The organism is Bifidobacterium apri, from assembly GCF_009299485.1.
Lineage (GTDB): Bacteria > Actinomycetota > Actinomycetes > Actinomycetales > Bifidobacteriaceae > Bifidobacterium > Bifidobacterium apri.
This window is the reverse complement of record NZ_WBSO01000007.1, coordinates 68,127-92,253: the sequence shown is the minus strand read 5'-3', so window position 1 is coordinate 92,253 and position 24,127 is coordinate 68,127. Positions and strand designations below refer to the sequence as shown.

At 59.9% G+C, this 24,127-nt stretch carries 20 protein-coding genes and 1 pseudogene; 10 read left to right on the top strand and 11 right to left on the bottom strand.

Features of this window, described 5'->3' with window-relative positions; all coding sequences use genetic code 11:
• Window positions 1–59: 59 nt before the first annotated feature.
• Window positions 60–491 (bottom strand): metallopeptidase family protein, encoded by a 432-nt coding sequence (locus DSM100238_RS05985; protein WP_152355769.1) that lies wholly within the window; start codon window positions 489–491, stop codon window positions 60–62.
• 68 nt (window positions 492–559) lie between these two features.
• On the opposite strand from DSM100238_RS05985, the gene DSM100238_RS05980 reads away from it, so the two are divergent.
• Both DSM100238_RS05980 and DSM100238_RS05975 read left to right on the top strand, forming a co-directional pair.
• The gene (locus DSM100238_RS05980; protein WP_152355768.1) at window positions 560–1,372 is read left to right on the top strand and encodes an HAD-IIB family hydrolase; all 813 of its coding nucleotides are present in this window, start codon (window positions 560–562) and stop codon (window positions 1,370–1,372) included.
• A 656-nt stretch (window positions 1,373–2,028) separates the two neighbouring features.
• Complete coding sequence (locus tag DSM100238_RS05975; RefSeq protein ID WP_152355767.1) at window positions 2,029–2,352, top strand: ComF family protein; 324 nt, start codon at window positions 2,029–2,031, stop codon at window positions 2,350–2,352.
• 89 nt (window positions 2,353–2,441) lie between these two features.
• Here the strand turns inward: DSM100238_RS05975 and DSM100238_RS05970 are convergent, their stop codons facing one another.
• The 5 genes from DSM100238_RS05970 to glgB form a co-directional block, all read right to left on the bottom strand.
• Entirely contained in the window at window positions 2,442–3,776 is a 1,335-nt protein-coding gene (locus tag DSM100238_RS05970; RefSeq protein WP_152355766.1) for a Y-family DNA polymerase, read from the bottom strand.
• A complete protein-coding gene (locus DSM100238_RS05965) occupies window positions 3,769–4,419 on the bottom strand; it encodes a LexA family protein (RefSeq protein ID WP_240812378.1) in 651 nt (216 codons plus the stop codon). Before DSM100238_RS05965 ends, DSM100238_RS05970 begins: the two co-directional genes overlap by 8 nt.
• Window positions 4,420–4,514: 95 nt before the next feature.
• Window positions 4,515–5,645 carry a sensor histidine kinase gene (locus DSM100238_RS05960; RefSeq protein ID WP_240812377.1) on the bottom strand — a complete coding sequence of 377 codons (1,131 nt, stop codon included), beginning with the start codon at window positions 5,643–5,645 and terminating at the stop codon, window positions 4,515–4,517.
• Complete coding sequence (locus DSM100238_RS05955) at window positions 5,645–6,400, bottom strand: response regulator transcription factor (protein ID WP_152355765.1); 756 nt, start codon at window positions 6,398–6,400, stop codon at window positions 5,645–5,647. Before DSM100238_RS05955 ends, DSM100238_RS05960 begins: the two co-directional genes overlap by 1 nt.
• 13 nt (window positions 6,401–6,413) lie before the next feature.
• The gene (gene glgB, locus DSM100238_RS05950) at window positions 6,414–8,681 is read right to left on the bottom strand and encodes a 1,4-alpha-glucan branching protein GlgB (protein WP_167511067.1); all 2,268 of its coding nucleotides are present in this window, start codon (window positions 8,679–8,681) and stop codon (window positions 6,414–6,416) included.
• 190 nt (window positions 8,682–8,871) lie between these two features.
• Between glgB and DSM100238_RS05945 the strand changes: the two genes are divergently transcribed.
• Window positions 8,872–9,474, top strand: a complete 603-nt coding sequence (locus DSM100238_RS05945; protein ID WP_152355763.1) for a CarD family transcriptional regulator — start codon at window positions 8,872–8,874, stop codon at window positions 9,472–9,474.
• A 38-nt stretch (window positions 9,475–9,512) separates the two neighbouring features.
• The gene (gene ispF, locus DSM100238_RS05940) at window positions 9,513–10,013 is read left to right on the top strand and encodes a 2-C-methyl-D-erythritol 2,4-cyclodiphosphate synthase (protein ID WP_152355794.1); all 501 of its coding nucleotides are present in this window, start codon (window positions 9,513–9,515) and stop codon (window positions 10,011–10,013) included.
• 153 nt (window positions 10,014–10,166) lie between these two features.
• Here ispF and DSM100238_RS05935 read toward each other — a convergent pair whose 3' ends face one another.
• The 3 genes and pseudogenes from DSM100238_RS05935 to DSM100238_RS05925 form a co-directional block, all read right to left on the bottom strand.
• Window positions 10,167–11,009, bottom strand: coding sequence for a metal ABC transporter permease (locus DSM100238_RS05935; RefSeq protein WP_152355762.1), 843 nt, complete (start codon window positions 11,007–11,009; stop codon window positions 10,167–10,169).
• A 362-nt stretch (window positions 11,010–11,371) separates the two neighbouring features.
• Window positions 11,372–11,971, bottom strand: a pseudogene (locus DSM100238_RS09760) (ATP-binding cassette domain-containing protein); the annotation flags it as partial.
• A 166-nt stretch (window positions 11,972–12,137) separates the two neighbouring features.
• Window positions 12,138–13,205 (bottom strand): metal ABC transporter solute-binding protein, Zn/Mn family, encoded by a 1,068-nt coding sequence (locus DSM100238_RS05925; protein WP_240812376.1) that lies wholly within the window; start codon window positions 13,203–13,205, stop codon window positions 12,138–12,140.
• Window positions 13,206–13,400: 195 nt separating this feature from the next.
• On the opposite strand from DSM100238_RS05925, the gene DSM100238_RS05920 reads away from it, so the two are divergent.
• From DSM100238_RS05920 to pyk, 6 genes are all read left to right on the top strand, one after another.
• Window positions 13,401–14,282 (top strand): bifunctional methylenetetrahydrofolate dehydrogenase/methenyltetrahydrofolate cyclohydrolase, encoded by an 882-nt coding sequence (locus DSM100238_RS05920; RefSeq protein ID WP_152355760.1) that lies wholly within the window; start codon window positions 13,401–13,403, stop codon window positions 14,280–14,282.
• A 172-nt stretch (window positions 14,283–14,454) separates the two neighbouring features.
• Window positions 14,455–15,933, top strand: a complete 1,479-nt coding sequence (gene rpsA, locus DSM100238_RS05915) for a 30S ribosomal protein S1 (protein WP_152355759.1) — start codon at window positions 14,455–14,457, stop codon at window positions 15,931–15,933.
• A gap of 125 nt (window positions 15,934–16,058) precedes the next feature.
• Window positions 16,059–16,685, top strand: coding sequence for a dephospho-CoA kinase (gene coaE / locus DSM100238_RS05910; protein WP_152355758.1), 627 nt, complete (start codon window positions 16,059–16,061; stop codon window positions 16,683–16,685).
• A gap of 129 nt (window positions 16,686–16,814) precedes the next feature.
• Complete coding sequence (gene uvrB / locus DSM100238_RS05905; RefSeq protein ID WP_152355757.1) at window positions 16,815–18,926, top strand: excinuclease ABC subunit UvrB; 2,112 nt, start codon at window positions 16,815–16,817, stop codon at window positions 18,924–18,926.
• A 198-nt stretch (window positions 18,927–19,124) separates the two neighbouring features.
• Window positions 19,125–20,138: a TerC family protein gene (locus tag DSM100238_RS05900; RefSeq protein ID WP_152355756.1), complete on the top strand. Its 1,014-nt coding sequence runs from the start codon at window positions 19,125–19,127 to the stop codon at window positions 20,136–20,138.
• A 226-nt stretch (window positions 20,139–20,364) separates the two neighbouring features.
• Entirely contained in the window at window positions 20,365–21,807 is a 1,443-nt protein-coding gene (gene pyk / locus DSM100238_RS05895; RefSeq protein ID WP_152355755.1) for a pyruvate kinase, read from the top strand.
• A 150-nt stretch (window positions 21,808–21,957) separates the two neighbouring features.
• Here pyk and DSM100238_RS05890 read toward each other — a convergent pair whose 3' ends face one another.
• Window positions 21,958–22,623 (bottom strand): NUDIX domain-containing protein, encoded by a 666-nt coding sequence (locus DSM100238_RS05890; RefSeq protein WP_152355754.1) that lies wholly within the window; start codon window positions 22,621–22,623, stop codon window positions 21,958–21,960.
• Window positions 22,624–22,939: 316 nt separating this feature from the next.
• Window positions 22,940–24,112 carry an ABC transporter ATP-binding protein gene (locus tag DSM100238_RS05885; protein ID WP_240812380.1) on the bottom strand — a complete coding sequence of 391 codons (1,173 nt, stop codon included), beginning with the start codon at window positions 24,110–24,112 and terminating at the stop codon, window positions 22,940–22,942.
• Between the last annotated feature and the right edge of the window lie 15 nt (window positions 24,113–24,127).

Here is a 24,127-nt window from a genome sequence, read left to right as displayed (position 1 = left end):
TGATCGCCGTGATCTGCCGCTGCCATGCGCCCTTATCGTTCGCGTCTGGTCGTCCGCGGCTAATCAAGGCCCCAGTCGGGGTCGATTTCCTCTGGTCTGCGGCCATACAGCTCGGCAAGACGGCTGACCAGTTCATCGCGGATGGCGAATTGCAGATCCATGCGGGTGCGTGCATGCATTTGGATCGGCATCCGGTACAGGACGATACGAGCGGGCGTGCCGCGCCCGGCGGGGAAGCATTGGGAAGACAAGTCCGGATCTGCCTGCCATGGCGCCGGGTCGGACGGCGGGACGTCTTCGACGGCGAACTGCACTGGTTGCACCAGCTCTGGCCATGCTCCGTGGAGTCTGCGCAGCTGGGAGGCGACCATATCGTCGAACATGCCGCTTTTCGTCCGGTATCGGGGCATTCTCACCCCGAACATCGGGGTGCGGCTTCCGCGGCCGTGCCGGTTGCGGTATACGTGTAATTGCCAAGGTGCTCGCAGCATGCCGTCAACTGTATGTCGAGGCAAGGATTGCGCTAGGATGGCATGGTGTATTTCGGCAAGGAGGAACAATGAACGCCACAGCGATTCATTCATGGCGGCAGCTTGATCTTGACGCCGTGGCATCTGAGGCGAAAGCGATTGCCTTCGACCTTGATGGTACGCTCGCGAGGTCGAAAAAACCGATTTCCCCGCACATCGCTGATTGCCTGACCGCGTTGACCCACCGTCTGCCGGTGGCGATTATCACCGGCGGCAGGTTTTCTTTGGTCCAAAGCCAGATTCTCGATATGCTTGACGATCGCGCGTGCAAAGCCAATATGCATCTCATGCCGACCAGCGGCACCCGCTATTACCGGTGGGATGGCACCCGATGGGAATGCGTGTATGAGCATAATCTCAGTGACGCCGAGCGGCAGGCGGCCATCAGTTCGCTGGAACGACACGCCAAGGAGCAAGGCATTTGGGAAGATCGGGTGTGGGGGGAGCGCATCGAGGATCGAGGCAGCCAGATCACGTTCTCGGCGCTTGGCCAGCTTGCTCCGTTGGAGGCGAAGGAGGCCTGGGATCCGACCAATGAGAAGAAGAACCGTCTCGCCGAAGCCGTAAGCGCTGACGTTCCTGATTTGGCGGTCCGCTCCGGTGGCTCAACGAGTGTGGATATCTCCTTGCGTGGCGTGGACAAGGCGTATGCCGTTCGGCAATTGGCCGCCGCGCTGCATATCGACGTGCCGCAGATGGTGTATCTCGGTGACCGTATGGACCCGGACGGTAATGATTACCCGGCCGTGAACGCCGGGACGATGGCCATTCGCGTCACCGGTCCGGAGGAGACCCTGGTGGTGTGCGATGAACTCATTCGCCGCCTGCCAGTGGTTGCATGAGCATTGTCTGCGTTGCGTGGTGTGACCGCCGCGTGGGCTAGACGCATTGCGGATGGGGTGCGCGGCTTGTGCTGCGTGCGCCGTTACGCCTGTGCATGGTTGTGCATTCGCGCTGTTCGGCAGACAAGGCTGCTCTGGCGGTGACGGCTTGGGGCTGTTGGCCGCTGGCTGAAGCGCTTGACTGTCCCGATTCATGACTTCTGACCACATCGATGGTGTGCGCTGGCGCAGCGATGGGGCGTGTCGATACCGTCGGATGTATGCGCTTGCGTGACTTGTTTTCCGTATGGTTGTCATCCCCGTTTGCGATGACGGTGTTGCCGCGTGGATGCGCTGGGTGCGGCGAACCGGATACGGTGCTGTGCTCCGATTGCCGTGCGTTGTTCGCGGCTTATCCGTCTCGGCCGCTTCCCGGCCTTCCCGGCGGTACCCTCGCATGCGCGCGATATTCGGGTCGCGCGAGGTCGGCGGTGCTTGCCTGGAAAGATCATGACGATCGGGAGTGTGATGCGGTGTTTGCCCGGTATCTCGCTGCCGCAACCGATATGATGCTGGGCCGGCTGAACGGTTGCGGGGGTGTCGAAGACGGCCATCGGCTGATGCTTGTTCCGGTGCCTTCGTCCGGCCGGTCAGTCCGGGCTCGTGGCAGGTGTCATATGCGTATCCTGACGCGTATGGTGTGCCGCCTGTTGCGTGAGGAATACGGGTATGACGCTGTTGTCGCCGACGTGCTGTCGGTCGCACGACATGGTGGACGGTCGGTCGGGCTGTCCAGCGCGCAGCAGCGGGCTGACCGCATGGGCGAGCGGTTCCGGTTGCGTGGATCTTGGCATGGGGCTGGAGACGCAACAGTGCTGCTGTTGGATGACATTATTACGACGGGATCCACATTGCGTGGATGCGCGGATGTCCTCGCCTGTGCCGGGGTCTGTGTTTCGGCCGCGGTCGCCTTGGCTGATACGCCGCCTCGCGCGGGCTGAACATGCCGAAGCGTTGGTCCGGATTACGCGCACGGGTATTCGTTGGCTTGTCAAGCCTGACAGCAGGCCAATGTCCGCAGGGGTGTCCGTCAGTCGGCGCGCACGACCGGCATTTCGTCCCAGCGAGTTGTGCATCGTGCCGACAACATCTCGCGCCGCATGGTCCATGAGGCGCCGGTGTCGCCGTTGTTTCTGCCGTCTCCCCGGATTCCCGCATAGCCGATGCCCACGTGGGCCGGGCCGAATCGTCTGGCGACCTGTTCGAATGCTTCGCTCAGACCGGGGTCTGTCCGCGCGCCCAGAGTGGGCAGCGTGTCATAAGCATCGGCATCGACAAGCCCGGTGAGCATGACACCGGCCCGCACATACCGTACCGAAGGGGTGATTCTGCCATGGAGCGCCTGCCTGGCGGCCGCGGATATGATGACCGGGTCGTCGCTCGGATCTTGCAAGAGGATGCTGCCGCAGGCGGACGAGTATTGGTCGTGTGCGTTGAACGGACTGCTGGCGCAGAACACTGAGACCCGTGTGCACAGGCTATGCTGCCGCTGGAGTCTTCTGCACGCGTATTGGGCGTATACGGATGCCGCTTGCCTGAGTCCTTCCTCCCCGCGGATCGGGGTGCCGAACATACGGGAGCATAGTATTTGTGAGTCTCGTTTGCCGCCGGTCGCGTCATTGTCTTCGGCGATACACGGCACGCCTCGCAGTTCTAGAATCGTCCGCTCGAGTTGCACCGAGAACAGCCGGCGCATGGCGGCGGGATCTTGGTCTCGCAGCTGTGCGGCCTGCCGTATGCCAAGACCGCGCAGGCGTTTCGCCAGTCTTCTGCCGATGCCCCAGATGTCGTCGATTTCCGTGGAAGCGAGCACTGCGGTGCCGTGATCGTTGCGTGACAAGTCGCTCCATGTGGTAATGCCGTGGGACGAGGGATGACGTTTGGCCCAGTGGTTCGTGATTTTCGCCAAGGTTTTGGTGGGGGCTATGCCGATGCTCACCGGTATACCCACCCCTTGCAGTACGGTTCGCCGCATGTCGGCGGCGATCAGGCGTGTCCGCTCGGTGTCCCATGGCGAATGCAGAAAACATTCGTCGATGGAGTATATCTCCTGTCCGGGCAGGAACCTTGACATGATGGACATCATACGATGGGACAGGCTTCCGTACAGTTCGTAGTTGGAGCTTCGGGCGATGACCTGGTCGTATGCCGCCTCTTGGCGGATGGTGAACCATGGCGTGCCGTTGGCGATGCCGAGCGCCTTGGCTTCGGCTGATCGGGACACCACGCACCCGTCGTTGTTCGACAAGACCACAAGCGGTTTCCCGGCGACTTCCGGGTGGAATACGGCCTCGCAGGAAGCATAGAAATTATTGGCGTCGGCGAGTACGATCGGGTGTTTTGGCGTATGGGGCTGTTCAGGCATGGTGCGACCCCCACCCTCGGTGCTGGTAGGCGTCTGGATGCAAGGGAGCGGCGACGTTGCGCATGGTTGGTTTCGCTCCCGGATATGCAACCGACGGAACCGGCTGTTCCATACGGCATTGCCCCGGCTTGCGCTGCCAGTGGTAATTCCCGGTCACTACTCCCCAAATCAGCAGGTCTTGGTCGGGGGAGGGAATGAAATCCGGGTATGCGGGGTTTTCCGGGTGCAGCACCGGTGTTCGGCCGTGCATGACCAGTCGCTTCACGGTCAGTTCATCATCAAGGACGGCGACGACCACATCGCCGTCCTGCGGGTCGAGGGCCCGGTCGACCACCAGCAGATCGCCGTCCCAGATTCCCGCATTCTGCATCGAATCACCGGCCACAGTCACGATGAACGTGGTGTCCGGATGGGCGATGATGTGTTCGTCAAAGCTGAAGTCGCCGTCGAAATAATCCTGCGCGACCGAGGGAAAACCGGCATGTACCGACTCGAGCGCCTGCGGCACCGGGATGGGGGATTCCGAAGCCGGATGGATTGCGGAAATGACACCAGACAGCCGGATATTGCCGGTATCGGCGCCGGTGATGCCGAGCTGGCGCGTTTTGATGCTGACGACCATCACATACCTCCGTTCGAACATATGTTCGATTCCAGTATGTCGTGCGGTACTGACAAACAATGGCGGGTGCCACGGAATGAACCGTGACACCCGCCGGAATGTATTCGGGCTCAGCCTTATGCCTCTTCGCGATGCGGGGGCTTGACGGCATCCGCCTGAATATGGTGCTTCGGCAACGTGATTTCAAAGTCCGCGCCGCGCGGATCGTCCACGACACGTACCGTGCCGCCGTGCAACTGGGCGGCCCACCTCGCGATGGACAGTCCGAGCCCGGTACCGCCCGACTCGGTGCCAGGGCCTGTTTTGCCCTTGACAAAGCGCCGGAAGATATCGCTTCTGGCTTCGACAGGAATCTGGGAGCCGAAATTGACCACATTCGTCACGATGGTGTCGTTGGTCTTGTTCTCATGGGTTTCAATCAGCACCGCAGTGTCATCGGGGGAGTGCTTGAGCGCATTGCCGATGACATTCGTGAACAATTGGCGCAGCCGGTCTTGGTCGCCTTCCATGGTCAAATCATCGGGCACATGCATGTCAATGGTGTGGGCATGGCCGGAATCAGCGATTTCCAAGGGCTCAATGGTCTCATCGATGAAATCGGCGAAATTGAACCGCTCGATCTGCAAACTCGCGGCACCTGCCTCCATGCGGGACAAATCCAGCAGGAACGCGATCAAATCGCTCAACCGGTGGGTCTGGTTCAGAATGCTTTCCATATTCGCCGGGGTCGGTTCGACCACGCCGTCGGCGAGGTTTTCCAGCATCGCCTGCAACGCCGAAACCGGCGTGCGCAGCTCATGGCTGACGTTGGCGATCAGGTCGTTGCGCATCTGGTCGGCGTGTTGGAGTTCCTCGGCCATCTCATTGAAGGATCTGGCCAGCATGCCGATTTCATCATTGCTGTCTGTTCCGGTCTGGACACGGACGGTGTAATCGCCTTCTGCCATGGCTTCCGCGGCGTCACGCATCTGGCGTAGCGGCGTGGTCAACCCACGCGAGAAGAAGTAGGTGATGCCTAAGGCCACGGCAAGCGTAATCGGCATGGCCACCCAGCCGGACAGACCGACTTTGAGCAGGAACCATGCCATGACGAAAGCGATGGCGGTTGAAATGACAATCAGAACGGACAATTCGAATTTCAGCGATGAGAAGAAGCCGATTGGCCGTTCACTGCCTAACAGCCGGTTCGCCCGCGGCCGTTTCTTCGCGGATTGGCCGGACCGGGGCGAACCTGACTGCTGAGCCATCAATGCGCCTCGCTTCCGGTGCCGTCGTTGTCAGACTCCGGCGGTTCGAAGGCATACCCGACGCCGTGTGCCGTGCGGATCATTTCCGAACCGAGCTTATGGCGCAACGCTTTGACATGGGAATCCACAGTGCGGGTTCCGGAGGCATCGGGCCAATCCCAAACCTCTTCGAGCAGTTTCTCGCGCTTGAACACGGTTTTCGGCTTGCGCGCGAGGGTGGCGAGCAAATCGAATTCGGTGGGGGTGAGATGCACTTGTTCGCCGTTGAGTGTGACGATGCGCTGCCTTGGATCGATGACCAGCGAACCGAAATCGAGAATCTTCTCGTTTTCCAAGTTCTTGGCGATGATGGTGGCGCGCTCCACACGGCGCAACAGGGCTTCGCACCGCGCGATAAGTTCACGCGGCGAGAACGGCTTGGTCATGTAATCGTCGGCGCCTGCGCCAAGACCCATGACTTTGTCTGATTCGGCGTCACGCGCAGTGAGCATCAACACCGGGACTGGACGTTCGGCGACGATGCGTTTCGTCGCTTCGATGCCATCCATGACGGGCAGCATGACATCCATGATGACCAGATCGGGCTTGAGCTGCTTTGCCGCGCGGACGGCGGACGCGCCGTCACCGGCGACGCGTGCCGTCCATCCGTTCGCGGTAATGCGCTGCGCTATGGCAGTGGCGAGATCGGGTTCATCTTCGACGACCAGAATTGTGCGCGATTTCTTGGGGTTCTGGCGTGCTGAAGTGTTGAGCATTGGGGACCGCCTTTCAGTTCTCTGGTTCCAAGAATACAGCTCCCAACGCCGGAATGGTGAGTTTCGCCGACCAATCGCGAGAATGATAGGCCCCTGCATCGGCTTCAAATTCGCCGTTGTGGATGCCCGAACCGCCGTACTGCTCGTCATCGGTGGTCAGGATTTCACGCCAGCGACCGCCACGCGTCAGCGGCACCTGGTAATCTTCCCAAGCTTCGCCGGAGAAGTTGACGACGACGACCAGCTGCTCGCCCTTGGTGCCGATCCTCACGAAGCTCAGCGTATTGTGATCGGCGTCATCGCTGGTCAGCCACTGGAAGCCAGCGGGATCGAAATCCTGGCTCCACAACGCCGGATGCGCCTTGTACAGGGCGTTCAAGTCAGCGACCAGATGCTGCACCTGGCGGTGTTCCTTCCAGTTGAGCGCATCCCAATCAACCGATCCGTTGTGGTCCCATTCGCCGTACTGGGCAATTTCGTTGCCCATGAACGACAGCTTCTTGCCGGGATGGGCCCACTGGTACGCGAACAGTGCACGCACGCCGGCATACCGCTGCCAATCGTCGCCGGGCATCTTGCCGAAGAGCGAACCCTTGCCGTATACGACCTCGTCATGGCTGATCGGCAGGACGTAATGCTCGGAATAGGCGTAGACCATCGAGAATGTGATCTCGTTGTGGTGCCACTTGCGGTTGATGGGCTGCTCGTGCAGATATTGCAGCGTATCGTGCATCCAACCCATATTCCACTTGAGACCGAAACCGATGCCGCCCTGATCCGTTGGAGCGGTGATGCCCTGATACGCGGTGGATTCCTCGGCGATCATCATGATGCCCGGGTTGTTCTTGTACGCGGTGGCGTTGGCTTCCTTGAGGAAGTCGATGGCTTCGAGATTTTCGCGGCCGCCGTAGATATTCGGATGCCACTGGCCAGGCTTGCGGCTGTAGTCGAGGTACAGCATCGAGGAGACCGCGTCGACACGCAGCGCGTCGATATGGTATTCGTCCAGCCAGAAGCAGGCGTTGGCGACGAGGAAGTTGCGCACCTCATTGCGGCCGAAGTTGAAGATGTACGTGCCCCAGTCCGGGTGCTCGCCGCGTGTCGGGTCCGGGTCTTCGTACAACGGCGTGCCGTCGAAGCGGCCGAGGGCGAAGGCATCCTTCGGGAAGTGCGCCGGAACCCAGTCCATAATGACGCCGATGCCGGCCTCATGGAATTTCTCGACCAAGTACTTGAAATCATCAGGACCGCCGAGACGGGAGTCGATGGCGTAGTATCCGGTCACCTGGTAGCCCCACGAACCGGCGAACGGGTGTTCCGCAAGCGGCATGAATTCAACGTGGGTGAAGCCTTCCTTCGCCACATAATCGACCAGCTGGTCGGCGAGCTCGCGGTAGTTCGTGATGCCTTTCTTCCAGCTGCCCGCGTGGACTTCATAAATGCTGACAGGACCGTCGTGCGGATTGGTGCGCTTGCGGTGGTCCATCCATGCCGTGTCGTCCCAATCGAAATGCGACTCGACCACGATCGATCCCGTTGCTGGCGGAACCTCATGAGAGCGCTCCATCGGATCGGCTTTCATTACCCATTCGTTGTTCGCGTTGAGAATCTGATACTTATAGATCTCGCCTGCCTGCACGCCGGGGATGAACAGCTCCCAGATACCGGAGGATCCCAGTTCGCGCATGGCGTGCTTGCGACCGTCCCAGCCGTTGAAGTTTCCGACGACACGCACGGCGTGGGCGTTCGGCGCCCAGACGCTGAACGCGGTGCCGACCAACTGCTCGCCGGGGGTGCCGTCGTTGGAACCCATCGGGTCGTCGTAATGCATGACGCGTGCGCCGAGCGCCTCCCACAGCCGCTCGTGCCGGCCTTCGCCGAACAGGTACATATCGAGATCGCCGACAGTCGGCAGGTAACGGTACGGGTCGTCCTCTACGACTGTCTCGCCGTTCTCATAGGTGGTTGCCACGCGATAATCCGGTACGCCCCAGCCGTCCCGCGTCTCGATGGCGGGGACTGTGGCGCGGAAGACGCCGTTGTGCTCATGCTCGGCGGCGTGGCGGACACGCTTGCCGTCCTGTTCGGTGATGATGTCAACGCTGCTTGCCAGCGGGCGCAAGACCCGCACGGTTACGGTGCGCTCGTCGTCCTGCGCGAAATGGCCGCCAAGCACCTCATGGGGATTGTAGTAGCTCGCGTTGCTGACGGCGTCCAGTGTTCCTTGATCTACAGTAAACATGATGACATCTCCATTGATTCTCGTGTTCGTAGTGGTCATACTACGAGCCTACCCGCAATCTTCGCAAAAATCCCGTCGTGTCGTGTGTTTCTTCTCACATTTGTGCCCGTTGTGATGCATGGGCGTGTTGTCAGGGTCGATACAACGGCGGGACGGCAATGGTCACGTCCTGGCTTGCTGGCATAATATGTAAGGTTACGGTCTTTGACACGTCGTTCACGGAGGGTTCATGGGTTACAAAGTCGGCGATATGGTCGTGTATCCGCGTCATGGTGCGGCACGGGTCGATGCAATTACCGAGCGTACGGTGAAGGGCGTCACACGGCAGTACCTGCAGTTGTCTGTCCTGTCCTCTGACGGTCTGGTCATCAATGTCCCTGTGGAAAACGCTGAAAAGGTCGGGGTTCGCGACATCGTCGACGCCGACGCGGTATCCAAGGTGTTTGGCATTCTGCGTACGCCGATTGTCGAGAAGGAAATGAACTGGTCGCGTCGGTACAAGCTGAATGTCGAGAAGATCTCGACGGGTGACGTGAACCAGATCGCCGAGGTCGTGCGCGACTTGTCCCAGCGCAATGTCGACGAGCATGGTCTGTCCGCCGGCGAAAAGCGTATGCTCACGCGTGCGCGGAGTATTCTCACGTCTGAGATTTCCTTGTCTGAAGACATCTCCGAGGAGGAGGCGCAGCGGCTGCTCGACGTCAATCTCGGCTACGCCGATCCGTTGCCGGGCGACGAGAAGCATCACACCCAGGCGCCTGAAGAGCCCGCATCGCAGACCTTGGCTCGTCTTGAGGCGGAAAAGAAGAAGTCCAAGAGCAAGAAGAAGTGACTTTGGTGTCGGCGACGCATGAGGCTCCAGCCGGGCAGATGCCGAATGTCCCGCGTGTGGGAATAGGGTTTGACGCCCACCGTTTCGCACAGGATTCCCGGCCATTGTGGCTGGCGTGCCTCGAATGGGAAGGCATCGGAATCGAGGGGGATTCTGACGGGGACGTCGCCGCGCACGCCTTGATTGATGCGTTGCTGTCCGCCGCCGGCTTGGGTGATATCGGCATGCTGTTCGGCGTCGGTGCCGACAGCGCCGGGGCAGGGGCACATGGATTCGATATGCTCCAAACGACGCGCGACACCCTGCGCAAGCATGGGTTCATGGCGTTGAACGCAAGCGTGGTAGTCATCGGCAATAGGCCGAAAATGAGCGCGAAACGGCGCCAGGCGGAGCAGATGATGTCACACGCCGCCGGTTGCCCGGTATCCATCACCGCAACCACCACCGATGGCATGGGGTTCACCGGAGCGGGGGAAGGGCTCGCCGCCATGGCGACCGCGATGGTCGTGGAATGCGACGGTGCGGCTTCGCTGTCGTGATGAGACGGCTGCGAGCCTTGCCACATGCGTTGCCATTCGCTTCCGCGAAACCCACGATTGCAATATAACAACGGGTAGGAGTCCGTGGTGCAGCTTGCCGGGCAAACCGCACCACGGATCTGCCGTCTCGAGTGTCTCCGAATGCCGTCTTCGTCACGCGTTCGTGGCGCGCAGTGCGCTGATGGCTCGCGCAACACCCCAGAACAGGGTGGACAGCGTCACGATGATGAAGCTCGGGGGAGCCGGGAACATCGCTGACAGCACCAACCCGCCCCAGATGGACACCAAGCACAATACGCTCGCCGTGCACATGGCTTTCAAGGGGGAGGAGGCGACGATATTCGCGGTCGCGGCGGGGGTGACGACAAGCGCGAAGATCAGCAGAGTTCCCACCGCGGGTACCGCAATGGTGATCACGCCCGCCATAATCGCCATGAACAGCACATTCATCAATCCGATCGGCACGCCTTTGGCTTGGGCCACCTGCTCATCCAGCGAGCTGAACAGCAGCGGGCGGTACACGACCGCGAGCACGATGACCAGCAGAATGTCGAACAATGCGAAACCGATGACCTGATCGTCGGTGATCGTCAGGATCGAACCGAACAGGATGGATTGCATTTGCTGGGATGCCGAACTTGACAGTCGTGCGAAGAACAGGCCGAGACCCGTGGCGAAAGCGAGCACCGTGCCGGTGGCGATTTCGCGTTGCGATGCTCGTTTCCCGAGTGCTCCGATAACCAGCGCGCCGGCAAGGGCGAAGACGCCAAGGCCGAAGGATACCGGCAGTCCGAGGAGCACGGCGCCGGTTGCGCCAGGCAGTCCGATGTGCGCCAAGGCGTGGGCGGCGAATGTGGAATGCCGGGCGATGGTGAAGTATCCCATGGCGCCGGCAGCCACCGCAATGCATAGTCCGGCGATGAACGCGTTGTGCATGAATGGCATGCTGAGGGTTTGCGCCCATTGGGGGTCGAAGGAGAAATCGATGTCGCTCATGTGGATCATGACCTTTCCGCCGGTTGCGCGGCAGCGGGCGCATCTTGCTGATGGTGCTGATGCCCGTGATGATGGAATTGCGCCACTTCGACAGGCGCATGCGTATCCTGCTCGATGTCAGCAGGTTCATCCGCTGACGGGGTGACGAACATATCGCCTTGCGGCGTGGTCACGACCTGAACGGTCGTTCCGTACAGATGGGTGAGCAGATTCGCGTCGAGTACGTCGTTCATCGCGGCGTAATGGGGGTGCCCGTCGAGCAGATACACCGCTCCGGTGAGGATCGGCAGCAGCATGTTCAAATCATGGGCGACGACTTGGATGGTCATGCCGAGCTCATGATTGAGCCGTGCCAGCACATGCACGGTCGCGCGTTGGCTGGCGAGATCGAGGTTGGCCAGCGGCTCGTCAAGCATGAGCAGTTCCGGGTCGCTCACCAACGCCTGAGCGATTGCGACGCGCTGGCGAAGTCCGCCGGACAACTGTGATAGGCGGTAGGACGCTTTGTCTGCCACGCCGACGAAGTCCATCGCCTCACGGGCGCGGCTGCGCTGTGCTTTGGTGGTGATGTGGAAGCCGAATCGCGTGCCGGTCAGCCCGAGCAACACCGATTGTTCAGCGGTGAGATTGGAATCAATATCGGAGGTATAGCTTTGCGGCACGTACCCGATGCGTTTGTTGGATTTGCCTGCCGGCTCGCCCAGCACGTCCACGCTGCCATGCGCCAGCGGCAGAAGTCCGAGTTCGGTTTTCATCATGGTTGTTTTGCCGGCGCCATTGGTTCCCACGATGGCGGTGACTGATCCGCGTGGTATGGAAAAGGTTCCGTGGCTCCAGATTACGTGGTCGCCGCGACTGACCGCCGCGTCGCTGAAGACGATTGCGGCCGGCTGTTGTGCGCTTGGTGTGCCGGTGCCGCTGTGGTCACCGTGCTCGCCGGCTTGAGGCGCTGACTGTGCCATGCGTACCTCCCCGTGGGTTATCTGTGGAATTCAGGTGCACCCGACCTCATGTCCCTTATGGGGCGAGGCGGATGCGATGCTGGTTTCAGTATGACAAATGATGCTGACAATCATTCTCATTTAGCGGTGAAACAACTGCCTGTTGTCTCGACTGCCTTCGCCGCCGCTACTGCGCCGATGAGGGGCTTGTGCTGTCAGGGGAGCCGGATTCGGCTGTGGAAGAAGGGGTTGAAGAAGCGCTCGGCGAGCTCGCGTCGGTCGATGCGCCATCCTTGGACGTGCCGCCCTTGGAATCGGATTGCGAAGCGGTGACTTCTTCCGACAGCGTGTCGACGAGCGAAGAGATCCAACCAGTCAGGGTGTGTTGATCGGCTGGCATTTGCTCGGTGATTTCGATGACCGGCACCTTGTTCTCGGTCGCGGTCTTTTTCAGCAAAGCGGCTGAGTCGCTGGATTCCTGGGGATTGTCTACCAGCAGTGCAGCTTTGCCTGATTGCAGAAGATCTTGAAAATCCTGCAAATCAGCGGGGGCCGCCTCTCCACCTGACGTAACCGATTGCAGATAACCTTGCGGGGTGACGTCCTTGAATTGCATATCGGACATCAGATAATACGCCACAGCCTCCGTCGCGGCATAGGTGGTGTTCTTATGCTTCTTGGCGAACGCCGACATGGCGGCTTCGAGTTCGGATTCCTCTTTCTGCCAGGTCTTGAGCCGCTGTTCAAAGGATTTCTTCTTGGACGGCAGGATTTTGCAGAACGCGTCGGTCAATTCGGCCGCCATCGCTTTGCGCGCGTCCTTGGAAAACCACAGATGTGGATTGTCGCCTGCGATGGCGCCGACGGTGGAAGCGGCGGAAACGCTGACCGTGCCTTTGGCGATGCTCTTCGTAGCCCATGAATCATAGCCGGCGCCATTGGTCACCACGATTTGGGCTTTCTGGATCTCGGCGATGTCCGAGGTTTTCGGCTCGAAATCATGCGCATCAACATTGGTGGAATTCAGGATGGTCGTGACGTTCACGTCGTCCCCGCCGATTTCCTGTGCCAGGGTGCCCCACTGGTTGACGGATGCCACAACGGCGATCGGCCCCTTCGATGATGTCGCCGAAGGGGTAGCGGAAGACGACGGGCGTGGTACAGGGCTGCACCCGACGAGTGGAAGGAGCACCATGATCGCCGCCAGTGCCGCGAACCATGTTGTCCATCGCCTGCCAAACCCCCGTGTACTCATGCTGCCACCTTTTCTCTGTCTGTCTGCCCTGTTCGCGGAGCCCTCGGTCTGCTGAGTGCTCCGCATGCCGGAATGCGTGCATGTTCTTTCCCCACGATAGCTTACGATACAGAAAATATACGTTGTGCCGCCCTTGTCCGCTCCGGGGCGGCACCGGCATGTCCATCCAGTCGGGGCGGCGTCAGGAGGCACAGCATGCCCATCGTATTGGACGGCAAAAGCGTGGCTGCCCAGATCAAAGCGGATCTGGGCGCAAGGGTCGCGGCGCTCAAGGAGCAAGGGATCCAGCCCGGTCTTGGAACGCTTCTGGTAGGCAATGACCCGGGCTCCGTCAAATACGTTGCCGGAAAGCATGCGGACTGCGCCGAGGTCGGCATCACCTCGATTCGGCGTGATTTGCCGGCAGGGGCGACGCAATCGCAGATAGCGCAGGCAATTGACGAACTCAATGCCGACCCGGCGTGCACGGGCTTCATCGTCCAGCTGCCGTTGCCGGCCGATGTCGATGAATTATCGATGATTGCAAGGATTGATCCCGGCAAAGATGTCGATGGCATGCACCCTTACAATCTGGGGGAGCTGGTGCTGCATACGTCCGGCGATATCGCCACGCCGCTGCCATGCACGCCTCGCGGTGTGTTGACGTTGCTGGACCATTACGGCATCGATCTTGACGGCAAGGAAGTGTGCGTACTGGGGCGAGGCATCACCATCGGCCGCACGATCGGGCTGTTGCTGAGCAGGCGGAGCGTCAATGCGACCGTCACCTTGTGCCATACCGGTACCAAGGATGTGCACGAGCATATGCGACGTGCCGACGTGATCATCGCGGCGATGGGTTCGGCGGGCTTTGTCAAGCCAGACGATGTCAAGCCAGGGGCGGTACTGGTCGATGTCGGCGTCTCCCGTGTCTGGGACGAGCAGGCGGGCAGGTATCGCATCAAAGGCGACGTGGACAAAGCGTGCTATGACAAGGCTGGAGCCTATACACCCAATCCTGGCGGGGTGGGGCCGATGACACGTGCCATGCTGCTGGCGAACGTCGTGGAGATCGCCGAGCGAAACGCTGCCCGTTGACGTATGCCGTCGCGCTTTGCGGGCGAGATGGCGGGGCGCGACACGCCGCATTTCACCGACGGCATTTGTGCATAGCACACGCTAAACTCAGTCAAGGTATGTCTCAAAAGGCTTACCGCATAATTGAAGAACGATTTTATCCATCTATTCATTAACAGAAACCACTATTTTAATGGCAGAAAACAATACGGAAGTCACCAAGGTCGCGATCAACGACATCGGCACCGAAGAAGACTTCATCAAGGCAGTCGATTCCACCATCAAGAACTTCGATGATGGTGATCTGGTCGAGGGCACGGTCGTCAAGGTCGACCGTGACGAGGTCCTGCTCGACATCGGCTACAAGACCGAGGGTGTCATCCCCTCCCGCGAACTTTCCATCAAGAAGGACGTCGATCCCGACGATGTCGTCGAAGTCGGCGACACCATCGAGGCCCTTGTCGTGACCAAGGAAGACAAGGAAGGCCGTCTTATCCTGTCCAAGAAGCGTGCACAGTATGAGCGCGCCTGGGGCGACATCGAGAAGATCAAGGAAGCCGATGGCGTTGTCGAAGGCACCGTCATCGAAGCTGTCAAGGGCGGCCTCATCGTCGACATCGGCCTGCGTGGCTTCCTGCCTGCCTCGCTCGTCGAGCTGCGTCGTGTGCGCGACCTGTCTCCGTACATCGGCCAGAAGATCAAGGCCAAGATTCTGGAACTCGACAAGAACCGCAACAACGTGGTGCTGTCCCGTCGCCAGTATCTCGAGGAGACCCAGTCCGAAGTCCGTGAGACCTTCCTGTCCCAGCTCAAGAAGGGCCAGATCCGTGAAGGCGTGGTGTCCTCCATCGTCAACTTCGGCGCATTCGTCGATCTGGGCGGTGTTGACGGCCTGATTCACGTTTCCGAGCTGTCTTGGAAGCACATCGATCACCCGTCTGAGGTCGTCAAGGTCGGCCAGAAGGTCACCGTCGAGGTGCTCGACGTCGATATGGACCGCGAGCGTATCTCGCTGTCCCTCAAGGCCACCCAGGAAGATCCGTGGCAGCGCTTCGCTCGCACCCATGTTCCCGGCCAGATCGTCAAGGGCAAGGTCACCAAGATCGTGCAGTTCGGCGTGTTCGTGTCCGTCGAAGACGGCATCGAAGGCCTGGTGCATATCTCCGAGCTGGCCAACCGCCACGTCGAGAACCCGGAGACCGTGGTCAAGCAGGGCGAGACCGTGTTCGTCAAGGTCATCGACGTCGATCTCGATCGTCGCCGTATCTCCCTGTCGCTCAAGCAGGCGAATGACGCTGTCGACCCGAGCTCCGAGGACTTCGATCCGGCACTCTACGGCATGCCTGCAGAGTACGACGAGGACGGCAACTACAAGTATCCGGAAGGCTTCGACCCGAACACCAACGAGTGGATCGCCGGATACGAGAAGCAGCGCGAGGAATGGGAATCCCAGTACGCCGCTGCTCACGACCTGTGGGAAGAGCACAAGGCGTTCGTCGCCAAGGAGCTCGAAAACGCCGCGGCTTCCGCAGCCGAGGACGGTCAGGCTCCTCGTGAGGAGAAGGTCCAGGAGACCTCCAACTACTCCTCGAACAATGCGTCTGAAGGCACTCTCGCCGGTTCCGACCAGCTGGCCGCGCTGCGCGAACAGCTGCTCAAGGGCGAGAAGTGAGCGATGCCAGTCATCACTGACTGACAACACTGACTGAACAGACCAAGCAATGGCCTCGGCACTTCGGTGACCGGGGCCATTACTGTATGCCCGTGTCGGCTTGCCGTGCGGCTACGATGGACAGCATGGTGATACGAATCGGACTGACTGGCGGCATCGCGGCCGGTAAGAGCACCGTCTCACGCAGGCTCGGCGAGCTGGGGGCGGCTGTCGTCGATTACGATATTCTTGCCAGGAAGATCGTCGAACCCGGGGGAGCGGCACTGCCCCGTATCGTGGAGGTTTTCGGCGATCGAGCCGTCAGGGACGACGGCACACTCGACCGCGCATGGCTGGCGGACCAAGTGTTCGGCGCACATGCGGATCCGCGTGCCAGGCAACGTCTCGACGCCATCGAGCATCCGCTGATCTACCAGCTGGCGCAACAGCTGGATGCCGAGGCTTCACGCAAGGACGGCAACGCCGTGATCGTCCATGACATTCCGCTGCTGGCGGAGGTCATCCAGGACCTGCCATTCCGTTTCGACCATATCGTGACTGTCGAAGCGCCCCAAGACGTGCGCATCGGACGCATGGTCCGCACGCGTGGGATGAGTCAGGCGCAGGCGCAAGCCCGCATAGCCAGTCAAAGCCCGCAATCGGCGCGGATGGCGATTGCTGATGTCGTCGTGGATGCCACGGTCGATCTTCCGGCCATGTTGGCGCGTGTCGATACGCTGTACGCTGCATGGCTCGGCGAAGCGAAAGCATGACGAGCGTCGGCAAGCATATGCAGGCGGTATACGGGCAGATCATGGTATCGAACATTTGTACGAATCGCTTGGTAAGCTGGTCCCATCGATATATGCACGGGTCATGCGGAACGTACGGGGAGGGCAACCATGAGTATTTCCATTGAACGCACGAACAAACCATTTGTCGTCAAGGCCCCCTACAAGCCTTCCGGGGATCAGCCTCAAGCCATCAATGAACTCGCCGAGCGGATCACCAACGGTGAGAACGACGTCGTGCTCATGGGTGCGACCGGCACCGGCAAAACCGCGACGGTCGCGTGGCTGATCGAACGGTTGCAACGCCCGACGCTGATCCTTGAGCCGAACAAGACGCTGGCTGCGCAGCTGTGCGCCGAATTCCGCGAACTCATGCCGGACAACGCCGTAAGTTATTTCGTGTCCTACTACGACTATTACCAGCCTGAAGCCTATATCCCGCAAACGGACACCTATATAGAAAAAGATTCGAATATCAACGACGACGTAGAGCGTCTGCGCCATGCAGCGACTGCGAATCTGCTCACTCGCCGTGATTGTGTGGTGGTCGCCACCGTGTCTTGCATTTACGGTTTGGGCACGCCTGAAGAATACGCCGGCAGGATGCTGTTTCTCAAAGAGGGGCAGCAGATCGATCGCGATACGTTGCTGCGTAAATTCGTCGATATGCAGTACAAGCGGAACGATATCGCGTTCACCCGCGGTACGTTCCGTGTGCGTGGCGATACGGTGGAAATCATTCCGGTCTATGAGGAGCTGGCTATCCGCATCGAGTTCTTCGGCGATGAGATCGACCGCATTTCGACGCTTCACCCCATTACCGGGGACGTGATCGACCATGTCAGCCAGGTGCATATCTTCCCGGCTTCGCATTATGTCGCGGGGCCTGAACGCATGGAGCGTGCGTTGCGCACCATCAAAGAGGAACTTGACCAACGTGTCGCCGAACTACGCAAACAGGGCAAAGAACTCGAAGCGCAACGCCTGATCATGCGCACGACCTACGATCTGGAGATGCTTACCCAAGTGGGCACCTGCGCCGGAGTCGAGAACTATTCGAGGCATTTCGACGGCCGAGATCCGGGTACGCCGCCGCACACCTTGCTCGATTTCTTCCCCGACGATTTCCTGCTGGTCATTGACGAATCCCATGTCACGGTTCCCCAGATCGGTGCCATGTACGAAGGCGACGCGAGCCGTAAACGCACGCTGGTCGAGCATGGGTTCCGTCTGCCTTCAGCTATGGACAATCGTCCGCTCAAATGGGACGAGTTCCTCCAGCGCGTCGGGCAGACCGTGTATCTGTCGGCGACCCCGGGTGATTATGAACTTGGGCTGTCCGACGGCGTGGTCGAACAAATCATCCGTCCGACAGGCCTGCTCGACCCGAACATCGAGGTCCGGCCGGTCGAGGGGCAGATCGACGACCTGCTCGCGGAGATCAAAGATCGCGTCGCGAAGAACGAACGCGCGCTGGTCACCACGCTCACCAAGAAGATGGCCGAGGATCTGACCGACTATCTGCTGGACAAGGGCATCAAAGTCGAGTATCTGCATTCAGACGTCGACACGCTCAGGCGCGTCGAACTGCTCCGCGAGCTGCGCGAAGGCAAAATCGATGTGATCGTCGGTATCAATCTGCTGCGAGAAGGTCTCGATTTGCCTGAGGTTTCGCTGGTGGCGATACTGGATGCCGATAAGGAAGGGTTCCTGCGCTCCTATCGTTCGCTCATCCAGACCATCGGACGCGCCGCGCGTAATGTATCCGGCACGGTCATCATGTACGCCGACGAAGTCACCGACGCCATGAACAAGGCGATCACTGAGACCGAACGACGCCGCGCCAAGCAGATTGCCTACAACAAGGAGCATCATATCGACCCCAAGCCGCTGATCAAGAAGATCAGCGATGTCAACGATATGATCGCCAAGGAGGATGTCGACACGCAAAGCCTGCTCGAGGGCGGGTATCGGAACGCAGGCAAGGCCGGCAATTCACACCTCGGCGTACCTCATGCCGACCAGGAGGAAATCGATAAACGTCATGAAGAGATCCTCAAAGCGGGGCTGCCGGCGCAGGATCTGGCTGATCTTATCCGTCAGATGAGCGAGCAGATGCATACTGCCGCCGAACAGCTCCAGTTCGAGCTCGCAGCACGTCTTCGCGATGAGATTCGTGATTTGAAGAAGGAGTTGCGGCATATGACTCAGGCGCAGCAGTAGCGGACCACCGTTCAAGCATACCGGCTGCCAAGTCAGGTCGTGCAAGCTGCCTATACCAGTACATACCAGCGGCGGACACGCAGCGCATGCGGGGGAGGAGAGAGAAAAGAGAGTGGGCTGGCCGATGGCGCGTCGCAATGTCCGGTGTGGGCGTCGTTGTGTGCCAGTGCGTCAGCCGCTCTTTCTATGCTGGTGAGCATGGCAGAAACACCGGTAGCATTCATGATCGCGACCTTCGCGGTTCTCGCTGTATTCGTCGTCGTCGACTTGTTCATCATCGGGCGCAAACCCCATGTGCCGTCAACCAAGGAGTGCGTGCAGCATATCGCCTTCTTCGTCGTCGCGGCACTGATCTTCGGCGGCATCATCTGGGCGGTCGCCGGGGCGAAACCTGCGGTCGAGTTCTACTCCGGGTGGATGACCGAATACTCGCTCAGCATCGACAATCTGTTCGTGTTCGTCATCATCATGTCGAATTTCGCGGTTCCCAAGGAATTGCAGAAATACGTCCTGAGCGTGGGCATCACGGTCGCGTTGGTGCTGCGTGGCATCTTCATTCTCGTCGGAGCGGCGATCATCCAGCGGTTCACCTGGGTGTTCTTCCTGTTCGGCGCCTTCCTCATCGTCACCGCCTTGAAATTGGTCACCGGGCACGACGAAGATGAGGAATACCACGAAAACGGCATCATCCGTGCCTTGCGCAAGGTCATGAAGATCACGGACGAATACGACGGCGAGAAATTGCATACCGTGGTCAACGGTCAACGGTTCTGGACGCCGATGCTCATCGTGTTCCTGACCATCGGCACAACCGATGTCATGTTCGCCTTTGATTCGATTCCTGCGATTTTCGGCCTGACCAAAGACCCGTTCATCGTGTTCACATCGAATGTGTTCGCCCTGTTGGGCTTGCAGCAGTTGTATTTCCTGCTCGGCAAGCTTCTCGACAAGCTCGTCTACCTTCCTGTTGGCTTGTCCGTCGTCCTCGGGTTCATCGGCATCAAGCTCATCATGGAAGCGCTGTCCGGCAATTCGCTGCCGTTTATCAATGCCGGCCATCCGGTATCGTGGGTTCCTGAAGTGCCGACATGGCTGTCGCTTCTGGTGATCGTGCTCGCCTTGGGCGGTTCGGCGTTGGCCAGTGTGCTCAAGATGAAGCAGGAAGAGCGCCGGGAACAGGCACACCAGGTCTCCGATGTCACGTCGGATTGACGGTTGCCGTTTGTCAGCGTCTGCCAACGTCTGCCGACGGTTCAGATTGCATCGCGGTGACATACGGGCATACCGGTGATGAACGCGAAATGAAGCCGTTGTGAGCGTTCACAACACTGTTGCCTGAATGGTTGGCGGATGGTGAGGGAACCGAGTAGACTATCCATCGGAAACAGGATTCTCACCTGTTCAATAGAAAAGCAAGTTGAAACAGAGGCAGGTATTCATGCGTAAAGCAAAGATCGTCGATACGATCGGTCCAGCCACCGAGTCCCTCGAAGGCATCACCAAGCTCGTCGAAGCCGGTATGGACGTCGCGCGTCTCAACCGCTCCCACGGCACTCCTGAGGATCACCTCAAGGTCTACAACAACGTGCGTGCGGCTTCCAAGGCGACTGGTCGCAACGTCGCGGCGCTCGTCGACCTGCAGGGTCCGAAGATTCGTTGCGGTTGGTTCAAGAAGAACGCCGAAGGCGAAGACAAGGTGCAGCTGACCGAAGGCCAGGAGTTCATCATCACCACCGATGACATCGAAGGCGACGAGCACATCACCTCCACCACCTTCAAGGGTCTGCCCGGCGATTGCCATCCTGGCGATCCGATTCTGATCGATGACGGCAAGGTCCGTCTCGAGGTCACCAAGGTCGAAGGCAACAACGTGTACACCAAGGTTGTTGTCGCCGGACCGGTGTCCAGCCACAAGGGCATCAACCTTCCGGGCGTCGCCGTGTCGCTGCCGGCCCTCACCGAGAAGGATGAGGCCGATCTGCGTTGGGCCATCCGCACCGGCGCCGATATCATCGCCATGTCCTTCGTGCGTTTCGCGACCGATATCGACCGCGCTCACGAAATCATGGACGAGGAAGGCCGTCGCATCCCGATCGTCGCGAAGATCGAGAAGCCGCAGGCTGTCGAGAACCTCGAAGAGATCGTGAAGACCTTCGACGGCATCATGGTCGCCCGTGGCGATATGGCCGTCGAGATGCCGTTCGAAGAGGTCCCGCTGGTCACCAAGCGCTGCATCGAGCTGGCTCGCCAGTATGCGAAGCCGGTCATCGTGGCAACCGAAGTGCTCGGCTCCATGGTGCATTCCCCGGTTCCGTCCCGCGCTGAGGCTTCCGATTGCGCCAACGCGGTGCTTGACGGCGCCGATGCGACCATGACCTCCAACGAAACCGCTGTCGGCGAGTATCCGACCGATACGGTCAAGACCATGGCCCGTATCTCCGGTTACGCCACCGAGCACGGTTTCGACCGTATCCCGGCGCTGAAGAACCTCGACATGTCCAACAGCGGTGCGGTTTCCTCCGCTGCTGTTGACCTCGCTGAGAAGGTCAACGCGAAGGCCATCGTCGCCTACACCCAGACCGGCAACACCGTGCATCGCGTGTCCCGCGAACGTCCGGCCGCTCCGATTTACGGCCTGACCACCAACGAGCACACCTACCACTGGCTGGCTCTGAGCTGGGGTACCGAAGCCTTCCTGCTGGACGAGGATTATCACGACAAGAACCGCAGCGATTTGATGGTGTTCACCGACAAGGTGCTGCGCGCTGCTGGCAAGGTCGCTGATGGCGATCGTATCGTGGTGCTGAGCTCCGCCCAGGGTGAGCATCGCCCGGGCAGCACGGATTCCATCTACGTGCACACGGTCGGCGCTTGCGACTGACATTGCTTTGCGGGGGTTGGGGTCCACTCAACTCCCGCAATCTGTCATTCTTCCGCATCGTCGGTTGAATGACGCTTGTTCATAAGATTGCAAACGCAGTTGGCCTCCCACATGTGTGTGGGAGGCCAACTGCGTTCATGTGTATTGCGGTTACTTGGCTTTACGCTCCGCGCGCGCCTTGGCGATACGCTGAATCAGACGCGGATGGGCACCTGCATGTTCTGCGTGTTCGGCTTCAAGATGTTCGCGCAGCCGCATGATGGCGATGATTGTCTTCGCATCGACAATCGTGCCGTTGAGGATCATATCCGAAGCCTCCTCGGGGGTGATGAGGCGGACATCCGGACGCGGGGTTTCCGGCCCGAGCTCTCCACGTTCCACCGCCGTCAGGCCTGAAGCGAAGAACACCGCCGTATGCTGCGTAGAGAAGCTGGGGGTGTTGATGAACCGTACGATCTGCACGAATTCCTTGGCTTCATACCCGGCCTCTTCGCGCAATTTGCGTACGGCGACATCATGGGGACGCTCGTTTGAATTGGCGGCGTGCCCGGCAGGGATTTCCAAAGTCCAGCGGTGCGTAGGCAGGCGATACTGTTCGACGAGCGGAATCAGCCCGTCATCCGTCAATGCGATGATGCCGACGGTGTCGCCGTTGTTTTCTTCGACGATGAACCGTTCGAAATGCCCGACTTTCGAGGAATCAAATGATACCTGGTCCACATTGAAATAGTGGCTTTGCATGACTTGCCGACGCGATTCTTCTTTGACCGGGGCAGGACGCCATGGATCGAACTTGCGGAAGGTTGTCTCGCTCATTGTTCCTCCTTGATACCCGCATGAAGCGGTGGGTGCATATATCGTATTCTACGCTGTTGAGGTGCGCTGTCGCCGGATACATCCGCTTTCGGAGCGGGATTCGGCTTGTAGTGAACTACCTGCTGGACTGTCCGGCGGATGCAGGTGAACCAGGCGCCGGACTGCGTTGTGCGTCGAAAACGCAATGGTTCGGCTCGTCAGGCAGACACCGGATACGACGAAGCCCAGCAGCGCGAACCGGGCGAAGCCGTCGGTTAGCGCTGCTGGGCTCTCTCACTGAAGTGTTTGGTGATTATTGGCCTGATTATTGGGCGATTTATACGGCGAGTGCAGGTACCGGTCGCGGTGCGACCTGCACCATGGAGCCGCTCTTGAGCGAAGCGGGCAGTTCGCTGGCGGGCAGCTGAATCGTCAATGGCGTGCCGGTGGCAGTCAGTACGGCATCCACGCGGACCAGAGCGCCCAGGAAGTGGATGACGTTGACCCGTGCCTCAGGACCGGTCAAACCGTCTCGCGCAGCCTTCGGCGCGTCTGCGTCGGCACCGGCAGGAATCAGCGAGATATTCTCCGGGCGCACAAGCACGGTGACATCGCCGGTGCGGGAACCTTCGAGCAGGGGGATACGCTGACCGAAGACCTCGGCCTCCGCGCCGTTTGCATGGCCGGGAAGCCGGTTGGTCAAGCCGATGAAGGTGGCAACGTATTCGGTCGCCGGCTCACGGTACAGGCTTACCGGATCGGCGATCTGCTCGATCCGTCCGTGATTCATCACGCCGATGCGATCGGCGATCGCCAAAGCTTCCTCCTGATCGTGCGTGACGAATACGGTCGTCGTACCGGCTTCGAGCTGGATGCGCCTGATTTCGTCGCGCAGCTGCACACGCACTTTCGCATCCAATGCCGAAAGCGGTTCGTCGAGCAGGAGCACCTTAGGATTGATGGCGAGGGCTCGGGCGAGCGCGACACGCTGCTGCTGGCCTCCGGACATCTGCTGCGTGTATTTGCCCGCTTGATCGGCAAGCCCGACCAGATCGAGTTTCTCCATGGCAAGCTTGCGCCGTTCGGCGCTAGCCACGCCGCGGATTTCGAGGCCGAATTCCACGTTTTCCAGAGCGCTCATGTGGGGGAACAGTGAATACGCTTGGAATACCATCGCCATACCACGCTTGTTCGCCGGCACGGCCGTCATATCCTGCCCGCCGACGAGGATCCGACCGCGCTGAATGTCCTCAAGACCGGCAAGCGATCGCAGTGCGGTTGATTTTCCGCATCCGGAACCTCCCAGCAGGACGACCATTTCGCCTGGTTTGACTTCCAGGTTGAAATCGTTGAGCGCCTTTGAATTCGAACCGGGGTAGATTTTATCGATGCCGAGCATCTGCACGCCGCCGCCGCGTTGGGTGGATTGCGCGAGCACGGCTTGGGCGGCTTGCGTGACGCTTCCTGAAGCGGCGTTGGCGTCGGTTGTTGCATCCGAATGGGATGCCATGGTATTGCCTTGGAT

What these genes read in the sequence shown, in the direction of transcription:
- DSM100238_RS05985 (WP_152355769.1), bottom strand. Translation starts at nt 491, where the DNA reads ATGCTGCGAGCACCTTGGCAATTACACGTATACCGCAACCGGCACGGC.
- DSM100238_RS05980 (WP_152355768.1), top strand. Translation starts at nt 560, where the DNA reads ATGAACGCCACAGCGATTCATTCATGGCGGCAGCTTGATCTTGACGCC.
- DSM100238_RS05975 (WP_152355767.1), top strand. Translation starts at nt 2,029, where the DNA reads ATGCGTATCCTGACGCGTATGGTGTGCCGCCTGTTGCGTGAGGAATAC.
- DSM100238_RS05970 (WP_152355766.1), bottom strand. Translation starts at nt 3,776, where the DNA reads ATGCCTGAACAGCCCCATACGCCAAAACACCCGATCGTACTCGCCGAC.
- DSM100238_RS05965 (WP_240812378.1), bottom strand. Translation starts at nt 4,419, where the DNA reads ATGTTCGAACGGAGGTATGTGATGGTCGTCAGCATCAAAACGCGCCAG.
- DSM100238_RS05960 (WP_240812377.1), bottom strand. Translation starts at nt 5,645, where the DNA reads ATGGCTCAGCAGTCAGGTTCGCCCCGGTCCGGCCAATCCGCGAAGAAA.
- DSM100238_RS05955 (WP_152355765.1), bottom strand. Translation starts at nt 6,400, where the DNA reads ATGCTCAACACTTCAGCACGCCAGAACCCCAAGAAATCGCGCACAATT.
- glgB (WP_167511067.1), bottom strand. Translation starts at nt 8,681, where the DNA reads ATGACCACTACGAACACGAGAATCAATGGAGATGTCATCATGTTTACT.
- DSM100238_RS05945 (WP_152355763.1), top strand. Translation starts at nt 8,872, where the DNA reads ATGGGTTACAAAGTCGGCGATATGGTCGTGTATCCGCGTCATGGTGCG.
- ispF (WP_152355794.1), top strand. Translation starts at nt 9,513, where the DNA reads ATGCCGAATGTCCCGCGTGTGGGAATAGGGTTTGACGCCCACCGTTTC.
- DSM100238_RS05935 (WP_152355762.1), bottom strand. Translation starts at nt 11,009, where the DNA reads ATGAGCGACATCGATTTCTCCTTCGACCCCCAATGGGCGCAAACCCTC.
- DSM100238_RS05925 (WP_240812376.1), bottom strand. Translation starts at nt 13,205, where the DNA reads ATGAGTACACGGGGGTTTGGCAGGCGATGGACAACATGGTTCGCGGCA.
- DSM100238_RS05920 (WP_152355760.1), top strand. Translation starts at nt 13,401, where the DNA reads ATGCCCATCGTATTGGACGGCAAAAGCGTGGCTGCCCAGATCAAAGCG.
- rpsA (WP_152355759.1), top strand. Translation starts at nt 14,455, where the DNA reads ATGGCAGAAAACAATACGGAAGTCACCAAGGTCGCGATCAACGACATC.
- coaE (WP_152355758.1), top strand. Translation starts at nt 16,059, where the DNA reads ATGGTGATACGAATCGGACTGACTGGCGGCATCGCGGCCGGTAAGAGC.
- uvrB (WP_152355757.1), top strand. Translation starts at nt 16,815, where the DNA reads ATGAGTATTTCCATTGAACGCACGAACAAACCATTTGTCGTCAAGGCC.
- DSM100238_RS05900 (WP_152355756.1), top strand. Translation starts at nt 19,125, where the DNA reads ATGGCAGAAACACCGGTAGCATTCATGATCGCGACCTTCGCGGTTCTC.
- pyk (WP_152355755.1), top strand. Translation starts at nt 20,365, where the DNA reads ATGCGTAAAGCAAAGATCGTCGATACGATCGGTCCAGCCACCGAGTCC.
- DSM100238_RS05890 (WP_152355754.1), bottom strand. Translation starts at nt 22,623, where the DNA reads ATGAGCGAGACAACCTTCCGCAAGTTCGATCCATGGCGTCCTGCCCCG.
- DSM100238_RS05885 (WP_240812380.1), bottom strand. Translation starts at nt 24,112, where the DNA reads ATGGCATCCCATTCGGATGCAACAACCGACGCCAACGCCGCTTCAGGA.